This window comes from Pseudomonas sp. S36, from assembly GCF_016647875.1.
Classification (GTDB): domain Bacteria; phylum Pseudomonadota; class Gammaproteobacteria; order Pseudomonadales; family Pseudomonadaceae; genus Aquipseudomonas; species Aquipseudomonas parafulva.
In genome coordinates, this window is sequence record NZ_JACVVG010000053.1 from 18525 (window position 1) to 27355 (window position 8831).

Annotated in this window: 7 protein-coding genes; 2 read left to right on the top strand and 5 right to left on the bottom strand. The window is 61.8% G+C overall.

What is annotated here, in order from left to right; all coding sequences use genetic code 11:
• Positions 1 to 77 precede the first annotated feature (77 nt).
• Together leuD and leuC are read right to left on the bottom strand one after the other, a co-directional pair.
• Complete coding sequence (gene leuD / locus IAE36_RS20890; RefSeq protein WP_028632364.1) at positions 78 to 722, bottom strand: 3-isopropylmalate dehydratase small subunit; 645 nt, start codon at positions 720 to 722, stop codon at positions 78 to 80.
• Positions 719 to 2152 (bottom strand): 3-isopropylmalate dehydratase large subunit, encoded by a 1434-nt coding sequence (leuC, locus tag IAE36_RS20895; RefSeq protein ID WP_028632363.1) that lies wholly within the window; start codon positions 2150 to 2152, stop codon positions 719 to 721. The genes leuD and leuC overlap by 4 nt, the downstream gene beginning before the upstream one ends.
• A 130-nt stretch (positions 2153 to 2282) precedes the next feature.
• Here leuC and IAE36_RS20900 point away from each other — a divergent pair, with 130 nt between their 5' ends.
• Positions 2283 to 3161 carry a LysR family transcriptional regulator gene (locus IAE36_RS20900; protein WP_028632362.1) on the top strand — a complete coding sequence of 293 codons (879 nt, stop codon included), beginning with the start codon at positions 2283 to 2285 and terminating at the stop codon, positions 3159 to 3161.
• Between the two features lie 59 nt (positions 3162 to 3220).
• Positions 3221 to 6517 (top strand): sensor domain-containing protein, encoded by a 3297-nt coding sequence (locus IAE36_RS20905; protein WP_201214406.1) that lies wholly within the window; start codon positions 3221 to 3223, stop codon positions 6515 to 6517.
• A 54-nt stretch (positions 6518 to 6571) separates the two neighbouring features.
• Here IAE36_RS20905 and IAE36_RS20910 read toward each other — a convergent pair whose 3' ends face one another.
• The 3 genes from IAE36_RS20910 to IAE36_RS20920 all read right to left on the bottom strand — a co-directional run bounded on the left by IAE36_RS20910 (position 6572) and on the right by IAE36_RS20920 (position 8602).
• Positions 6572 to 7015 (bottom strand): Hsp20 family protein, encoded by a 444-nt coding sequence (locus IAE36_RS20910; protein ID WP_028632360.1) that lies wholly within the window; start codon positions 7013 to 7015, stop codon positions 6572 to 6574.
• Positions 7016 to 7145: 130 nt separating this feature from the next.
• A complete protein-coding gene (locus IAE36_RS20915) occupies positions 7146 to 8117 on the bottom strand; it encodes a tRNA dihydrouridine synthase (RefSeq protein ID WP_201165125.1) in 972 nt (323 codons plus the stop codon).
• A gap of 50 nt (positions 8118 to 8167) precedes the next feature.
• Entirely contained in the window at positions 8168 to 8602 is a 435-nt protein-coding gene (locus tag IAE36_RS20920; RefSeq protein ID WP_028632358.1) for an acyl-CoA thioesterase, read from the bottom strand.
• Between the last annotated feature and the right edge of the window lie 229 nt (positions 8603 to 8831).

An 8831-nucleotide genomic window follows, 5' to 3' on the forward strand; every position in this document is an offset into this window, starting at 1 on the left:
CCAATCTTGAGGCGCAGCCAGGCGGCTGCGCCGAACTGTTACTGCTGACCGGCAGCCAGCGAACCTGGCTTTATCAGTCAGGCGTCACGAAAAAGCCACGGCTGGGCAGCGCGATGCTTGCCTTCGAACGCCGTAATGGCATCGCTATCCTGCAGGGTGAGGCCGATGTCATCCAGCCCGTTGAGCAGGCAGTGCTTGCGGAAGGCATCAATCTCGAAATGCAGCACCTTGCCGTCCGGGCGGGTCACTGCCTGTGCCTGCAGGTCGATGGTCAACTGGTAGCCTGGGTTGGCCTCAACTTGGCGGAACAGCTCGTCCACCTCCTCATCGCTGAGGATGATCGGCAACAGGCCGTTCTTGAAGCTGTTGTTGAAGAAGATATCGGCAAAGCTCGGCGCAATGATGCTGCGGAAGCCGTATTCGTCCAGCGCCCAGGGCGCGTGCTCACGGCTGGAGCCGCAACCGAAGTTTTCCCGGGCCAACAACACGCTGGCGCCCTGGTAGCGGTCGTGGTTGAGGACGAACTCCTGGTTGACCGGGCGCTTGCTGTTGTCCTGGTAGGGCTGGCCCACATCCAGGTAACGCCATTCGTCGAACAGGTTGGGGCCAAAGCCCGTGCGCTTGATCGACTTCAAGAACTGCTTGGGGATGATCTGGTCGGTATCGACGTTGGCGCGGTCCAACGGGGCAACCAGGCCGATGTGCTGGGTAAAGGCTTTCATGCTGCGCTCCCTTGGATCAACTCGCGGACGTCGATGAAGTGACCCGTGACCGCTGCGGCGGCCGCCATGGCCGGGCTGACCAGGTGGGTGCGCCCGCCAGCGCCCTGACGGCCTTCGAAGTTACGGTTGGAGGTGGATGCACAGTGCTCGCCACTCTCCAGCCGGTCAGGGTTCATCGCCAGGCACATCGAGCAACCGGGCTCACGCCATTCGAAGCCAGCCTCGAGGAAGACCTTGTCCAGGCCCTCGCGCTCGGCCTGGGCCTTGACCAGCCCGGAACCCGGTACAACGATGGCCTGCTTGACCGTCGCTGCCACCTTGCGCCCCTTGGCGATTTGCGCAGCCGCCCGCAGGTCTTCGATACGCGAGTTGGTGCAGGAGCCGATGAACACGCGGTCCAGACGGATGTCGGTGATCGCCTGGTTAGCGGTGAGGCCCATGTACTTCAAGGCCCGCTCGATCGAGCCGCGCTTGATCAGGTCGCTTTCGGCCGCAGGGTCGGGCACGCGCTGGTCCACAGCCAGTACCATTTCAGGCGAGGTACCCCAGCTGACCTGCGGCTTGATCTGGCTGGCATCCAGCTCGACCACGGTATCGAACACGGCATCATCGTCGGAAACAAGGTCTTTCCAGGCCTCCACGGCACGGGTCCACTGCTCGCCCTTGGGCGCATACGGGCGGCCTTCGACGTAGGCGACGGTGGTGGCATCGGTAGCCACCAGGCCGACACGGGCACCTGCCTCGATAGACATGTTGCAGATGGTCATGCGGCCTTCCATCGACAATTCGCGGATGGCGCTGCCGGCAAACTCCATGGCGTGGCCATTGCCACCGGCCGTGCCGATCTTGCCGATCACGGCCAGGACGATGTCCTTGGCGGTGACGCCGGCAGGCAACTGGCCTTCGACGCGCACCAGCATGTTCTTCATCTTCTTGGCGACCAGGCACTGGGTGGCGAGTACGTGCTCCACCTCGGAAGTGCCGATGCCGTGGGCCAAGGCACCGAAAGCGCCGTGGGTAGAGGTGTGCGAGTCGCCGCAGACCACCGTCATGCCTGGCAAGGTGGCACCCTGCTCCGGGCTGATGACGTGGACGATGCCCTGGCGCTCGTCATTCATCTTGAATTCGACGATGCCATATTCGTCACAGTTCTCGTCGAGGGTTTGTACCTGCAGGCGCGATACCTGGTCGACGATGGCGTCGATCCCACCCTTGCGCTCCGGCGTGGTCGGCACGTTGTGGTCGGGGGTGGCGATGTTGGTATCGATGCGCCACGGCTTGCGCTGGGCCAGGCGCAGGCCTTCGAAGGCCTGAGGCGAGGTAACCTCGTGGATGATGTGGCGGTCGATGTAGATCAAGGAGGAGCCGTCATCACGGCGCTTGACCTCATGGGCTTCCCAGAGTTTGTCGTAGAGCGTTTTGCCAGCCATCAGACTGTTCCTCATCAGCGTCTTTCTATGCCAAAAACCCCTTGGCTTGTATGGACGATGCTATGGGGTTAGATTGAATAACTCAAATTCATAATTTTTATCCTTTGGATAACCACAAGGAATCCAAACATTGGATCTGGCCAACCTCAGCGCCTTCATCGCCATCGCAGAAACCGGCAGCTTTTCAGGTGCCGGGGAGCGCCTGTTCCTGACCCAGCCGGCCATCAGCAAACGCATTGCCGGGCTAGAGCAGCAACTGGACGTGCGGTTGTTCGACCGCCTTGGCCGTGAGGTGACCCTGACGGAAGCCGGGCGCGCCTTACTGCCTCGGGCCTACCAGATCCTCAGCGTGCTTGATGATACCCGACGTGCACTGACCAATCTGTCAGGCGAAGTCGGTGGTCGCCTGACCCTGGCCACCAGCCACCATATCGGCCTGCACCGCCTGCCCCCGCTGCTGCGGGCTTTCACGCGCAAGCATCCAGCCGTGGCGTTGGATATTCAGTTCCTCGATTCAGAACAGGCCTACGACGAAATACTCCATGGCCGCGCCGAGATTGCAGTAATCACGCTCGCTCCAGAGCCACATCACCTGGTCAGGGCGGTACCGGTATGGGAAGACGCACTGGATTTCGTCGCCGCCCCCGAACACCCGCTGGCCAACAATCACACCGTCACCCTCGCCGATGTTGCCCGCCACCCGGCTGTTTTCCCCGGCGGCAATACCTTCACCCACCACATCGTCCAGCGCCTGTTCGAAAGCCAGGGCCTAACCCCCAACATCGCCATGAGCACCAACTACCTGGAAACGATCAAGATGATGGTTTCGATCGGCCTGGCCTGGAGCGTTCTGCCGCGCACCATGCTCGACGGGCAGGTGGCACCCATCGCCCTGCCCGGCATTCAGCTGTCGCGCCAGCTAGGCTACATTCTGCACACGGAGCGTACCCTATCGAATGCGGCCAAGGCGTTCATGGCCCTCCTCGATAGCCACGCAGGGCCCGCCTGAGGCGCCGGCAGCCCGGCATTACCCTCAAGGATGCGTCACAAGCCAAAGGTCTGGTAACCATGCCCAAATCAGCGAACCGTTTAATGCGCCTGCCAAGGATCCCTGCGGCCGACCCTCAGGAGTCGGAACAGGCCTGGCAGAATGCGCCGCAGTTGCTGGCTGCGCTCAACGGGGCGCGCCTGGGCGCTTGGCTGTGGGACATCGAGAGTGGCCGGGTGAGCTGGTCAAGAGGCACCCAGGCTCTGTTCGGCTTCGACCCATTACGCGCGTTGCCCGAAGATATCGACTACCTCGACCTGCTACCGGAAGAGGACCGCGCCCGCACCCGCCAGGCGTTTCAGGCTGTGTTCAATGGCGAACCGGTGGAACGCGCCATGCGGCACCGCATCCGCTGGCCGGATGGCAGCCTGCATTGGCTGGAGATCAATGGCAGCCTTACCCACGACCAGCATGGCCGGCCGCAGATGATCGGCGTGGTACGGGAAATTACCCGTCAGCGCGAGCGCGAAACGGCCCTGGTCAACTCGGAAAAGCGCTTGGCTACGCTGTTTCACCTCAGCCCCAATGCCATTTTGCTGACCCGTCGTCACGACGGCATGATCTTCGAGGTGAACCGGCACTTCGAAGACACGTTTGCCTGGCCAGGCAACCAGGTGGTCGGTAAAACCAGCCTGGAACTGGGCCTGTGGGCTAACCCGGAGCAACGCCAGCAAATGCTGGAGGCCACCCGCCTTAGCAGTGGCCCTCTGATCATGGAAGTGCAGTTTCGCGCCAGCAACGGCAGGGTTCACGACGGTATTCTGTGTACTCAGGGCATCGAACTCGAGGGCACCACCTTCCTGCTCAGCACCTTCCTGGACACCACCGAGCGCAAGCGCGCCGAACTTGCACTGAAGGACAGCCAGGAACGCCTGGACCTGGCACTGGATTCGGCGCAGTTGGGCACGTGGGACTGGCATATCCCCAGCGGTATGCTCTATGGCTCGGCACGGGCGGCGCAGCTGCACGGTCTGCCCCCTACCCCTTTTCATGAATCCTTCGACGCTTTTTTCGAAGGGGTGCCCGAGCAGGAGCGCAGCTCCATGCGCCAAGCCTATCGCAGCCTGCGCGAAGGCCCTGCGGGCAATTACCAGATCACCTATCGGGTGCAATTGGACAACGGTATCTCACGCTATATCGAAAGCCGCGCCCGGCTGTATCGCGATGAGCAGGGCAACCCGCTGCGCATGGCCGGCACCCTGCTGGACATCACCGACCAGGTGGAGCGCGAACAGCGCCTGAGCGCTTCGGAAGAGAAGTTCGCCAGCCTGTTCCAGGTAAGCCCCGACCCGATCTGCGTGACCCGCCAGGACACCGGGCAATTTATCGAGATCAACCCCGCCTTCACTCACACCTTCGGTTGGGGCGCCGAGCAACTGATCGGCCGTACCGCAGAAGAAATCGGCTTGTGGGGTGAGTCCGTGCAGCGGGCGCAGCGCATCGAACGGGTTATCCGCGAACAAGCCTTGAGCAATGTAGCGGTGGTGGTCAACCACCGTCATGGCGAGGCGCTGACCTGCGTGATCTCAAGCCGCCTGATCACGGTAGACGACCAACCCTGCAGCGTGACCACCCTGCGCGATATCACCCAGCAGCAGCGGGCCGAAGCTGCGCTCAAGGCCAGCGAAGAGAAGTTCGCCAAGGCCTTTCATTCAAGCCCTGACGCAATCACCATCACCGAGTGCCAAAGCGGGCGTTACCTGGAAATCAACGACGGGTTCTGCCGGCTGACCGGTTACAGCGCCACCGAAGTGGTCGGCCGTACCGTATTCGAGATCGGTATCTGGGCCGACGCCAGCCAGCGCAGCTCATTGCTGGCCGAGCTGCGTGAACACGGACGGGTGCATCACCGGGAGATGCTCGGGCGCAACAAGTGCGGCGAGTTGCTGACGGTAGAGGTGTCGGTTGAGCCGATCATCCTCAACGAAGAAGAATGCCTGCTGATGACAGCCCGCGACGTCAGCCAACTGAAGAACGCCCAGGCGCAGATACGCCACTTGGCCTACCACGACCCACTGACCAATCTGCCCAACCGGGCCTTGCTGATGGACCGCCTGAGCCAGCAGATCGCCCTGCTCAAACGCCACCACCTGCGCGGTGCCCTGCTGTTTCTGGACCTGGACCACTTCAAGCACATCAACGACTCGCTGGGCCACCCTGTTGGCGACACCGTGCTGAAGATCATCACCGCGCGGTTGGAGGCCAGCGTGCGCCTGGAGGACACCGTGGCGCGCCTGGGCGGGGACGAGTTCGTGGTACTGCTCAGCGGGCTGGAGGGCAGCCGGGAAACCGTTGAAGAAAAGGTCCGGCAACTGGCCGACACCTTGCGCGAGCTGCTGGCCCAGCCCATGTCACTGGACGGCCAGCGGTTGCAGGTAACACCCAGCATCGGCGTGGCCCTGATTCCAGACCACGGCACTACCCCGGCAGATTTGCTCAAACGCGCCGACATCGCGCTGTACCGGGCCAAGGATTCGGGCCGCAACACCACACAGGTGTTCCAGGCCACCATGCAGAAGGCCGCCAGCGAGCGCCTGCGTATGGAAAACGACCTGCGCCTGGCATTGGCACGGGGCGAAATGGCGCTGCACTTTCAACCGCAAGTGGATGCCCGCGATAACCGCATCGTCGGCGCCGAAGTGTTGTTGCGCTGGCATCACCCACAGCTGGGTCAGCAGCCGCCCAGCCAGTTCATTCAGGTGCTCGAAGAAAGCGGTCTGATCCTGGAGGTGGGCAACTGGATCCTGGACGAAGCCTGCGATGCCTGCGCGCGCATGTTGGCGGATGGCCTTATAGATGCCCGTGATTTCAGCCTGTGTGTCAACATCAGCCCCAGGCAGTTCCGCCAGAACGACTTCGTCGGGCGCGTTTTACGCAGCCTGAATGACTTCAAGGTGCCTAAACAGATACTGAAATTGGAGATCACCGAAGGCATTGTCATCCAGAACCTGGAGGACACCATCAGCAAGATGCGTGAGCTGAAGGCTTATGGCGTCAGCTTCGCCATGGACGATTTCGGTACAGGCTATTCCTCACTGACCTACCTCAAGCGCCTGCCGGTGGATGCGCTGAAAATTGACCAGTCATTCGTGCGCGACGCGACCGTTGACCCCAACGATGCCGAGATCGTCCGCGCCATCGTGGCCATGGCGCGCAGCCTTGGCCTGGCGGTCATAGCCGAGGGCGTGGAGCTCAGCGAACAACTGGAATTTCTGGAGCAGCTGGGATGCCACCTCTATCAGGGGTACCTGCACAGCCGCCCCTTGCCGTTGGCAGAATTCCGTCAGATGCTGCTGGAGGCGCCTGCTGTCTATTGACGCCTGCAACGCAAGAAAGGCACCCGAGGGTGCCTTTCTTGTCAGTAGCGCCTGTTAGTTCAGCGCTGGCTGTTCGCCATTGATCGGGATGCGCTTGGCCTTGGCTTCTTCAGGCACGATACGCAGCAGGTCGATGCTGAGCAGGCCGTTGGCAAGGCCCGCTGCCTTGACCTCGATGTGGTCGGCAAGCCTGAACGACAGCTTGAAGGCGCGCTGGGCAATACCCTGGTGCAGGTAGGTCACTTGGGCAGCGCTGTTGTCGCGCTTGCCGCCAGTGACGGTGAGCACACCTTTCTCAACCTGAAGATCGAGGTCTTCTTCCTGGAAGCCGGCGGCCGCAACCACAATACGGTATTGGTCTTCACCGTGTTTTTCCACGTTGTAGGGTGGGTAGCTGCTACCCGCATCGTTGCGCGCCGCCGACTCGAACAGGTCGTTGAAACGGTCGAAGCCCACGGAGTGGCGGAACAGGGGAGCAAGCGAGAAAGCGGTGGTCATGGTCATAACTCCTGAGTTTTCAGCAAGTAGGTCATTACGCGACCCGACTTCGGCATCGCGTACTCAAGAGATAGGGGCTGGCAAACGGCTTTCAAGGGGAGCCTGTAAAAAATCTATTCTGCCCTGCGCCTCAAGCGACACACGCATCCACCGGTTGCTGTTCGGCACCGATAAGCCGGCTAATGCGGGCGCAGTCGTCTTCACGGCGCAGCTCGGCAAACAGAACGACCGCTTCCGGGTAGCTGCGTGTAAGCATGGCCAGCCACTGTTTCATGCGCCCGGGTGCATAACGTGGCGACAGCTTGGCCTGCGCCTGGCGCCAGAACTCGCGTAGCAGCGGCAGCAGTTGCTCCCAGTTCATCGGTTGGTAGTGCTGCCCGGCACGCGCGGCGGCAATCTGCAGCCCCAGGTCGGGTCGCGACACCAGACCGCGGCCCAACATGATGTTTTCGGCACCACTGACCTCGCGGCAACGCCGCCAGTCATCCACCGTCCAGATCTCACCGTTGGCGAACACGGGCACCTTCACCACATCCTGCACGCGAGCTACCCATTCCCAATGCGCAGGCGGCTTGTAGCCCTCAACCTTGGTACGCGCGTGCACCACCAGGTGAGCCGAGCCGCCTTCGGCCAGCGCCATGGCGCACTCCAGCGCACCGTCCGGGCTGTCGAAGCCCAGCCGCATCTTGGCAGTGACGGGAATGTCTGCAGGCACCGCACGGCGAACTTCACGCACGATGGCATGCAGCAACTCCGGTTCCTTGAGCAACACGGCACCGCCACGCGACTTGTTCACCGTCTTGGCTGGGCAGCCGAAGTTGAGGTCGATCACCGGCGCACCCAATTCGCAGGCCAATGCCGCGTTTTCGGCCAGGCAGGTAGGATCCGAGCCCAACAGCTGTACACGCATTGGCACCCCAGCGGCGGTTCGCGCCCCCTGGCGCAGCTCAGGCGCCAGTTTGTCGAAGGACGATGGCGGCAGCAGGCGATCGCATACGCGTATGAATTCGGTGACGCACCAATCGATACCGCCAACGCGGGTAAGCACGTCGCGCAGGATGTTGTCGACCAGCCCCTCCATAGGGGCCAGGGCAATTTGCATGTGAGGGTCTCGATGGAAAAGGCGGCAGTCTAGCAAATATCGCCGGCCATTCAGGCGCCGGTCAGCGCTGGGCCATAACCTTCCAGGAACTCAGCCGGCATGCGCCGGGGTTTGCCACTGGACAGTTCGATACAGGCAAACGTGGTCTGGGCTCGCAGCAAGGTCGTGCCATCCTGCGGGCGCCATAGCTGAAAGCGGCGGGTCATGCGCAGGCGCTGGTCCCAATCGATGATCCACGTTGCCAGTTGCAGTGCATCATCCTCGTAGGCTGCGGCCAGGTAATCGATTTCGTGGCGCACCACCGCCATCGCCCGGTCCAGGCGCCGATACTCGGCCAGATCCAGGCCCAGACGCTGGGAGTGGCGCCAGGCGCAGCGCTCCAGCCAGGTGACATACACCGCATTGTTGGCATGGCCGAGGCCATCGATGTCTTCGCTGCCAACATGCAGGTCGATGATGAAGGGTGCAGGCAGGTCCCAACTCATGTTCAGTTCCCGGACGCAAAAAAGGGAATTTAGCAGTGATCTGCGGGCGAATGTCCAGCGTTGTACGGGCACACGCCTGGATCGCAGAGCTTGAATGCAAGCATTTTTCGAGGACAAAAACAAAAGGCCCATTCAATATTCGAATGAGCCTTAAAAGTCCCGCAAAACGCGGGTAAACATGGCGTCCCCTAGGGGACTCGAACCCCTGTTACCGCCGTGAAAGGGCGGT

What these genes read in the sequence shown, in the direction of transcription:
- IAE36_RS20910 (WP_028632360.1), bottom strand. Translation starts at nt 7,015, where the DNA reads ATGACCACCGCTTTCTCGCTTGCTCCCCTGTTCCGCCACTCCGTGGGC.
- IAE36_RS20920 (WP_028632358.1), bottom strand. Translation starts at nt 8,602, where the DNA reads ATGAGTTGGGACCTGCCTGCACCCTTCATCATCGACCTGCATGTTGGC.
- IAE36_RS20915 (WP_201165125.1), bottom strand. Translation starts at nt 8,117, where the DNA reads ATGCAAATTGCCCTGGCCCCTATGGAGGGGCTGGTCGACAACATCCTG.
- IAE36_RS20905 (WP_201214406.1), top strand. Translation starts at nt 3,221, where the DNA reads ATGCCCAAATCAGCGAACCGTTTAATGCGCCTGCCAAGGATCCCTGCG.
- leuD (WP_028632364.1), bottom strand. Translation starts at nt 722, where the DNA reads ATGAAAGCCTTTACCCAGCACATCGGCCTGGTTGCCCCGTTGGACCGC.
- leuC (WP_028632363.1), bottom strand. Translation starts at nt 2,152, where the DNA reads ATGGCTGGCAAAACGCTCTACGACAAACTCTGGGAAGCCCATGAGGTC.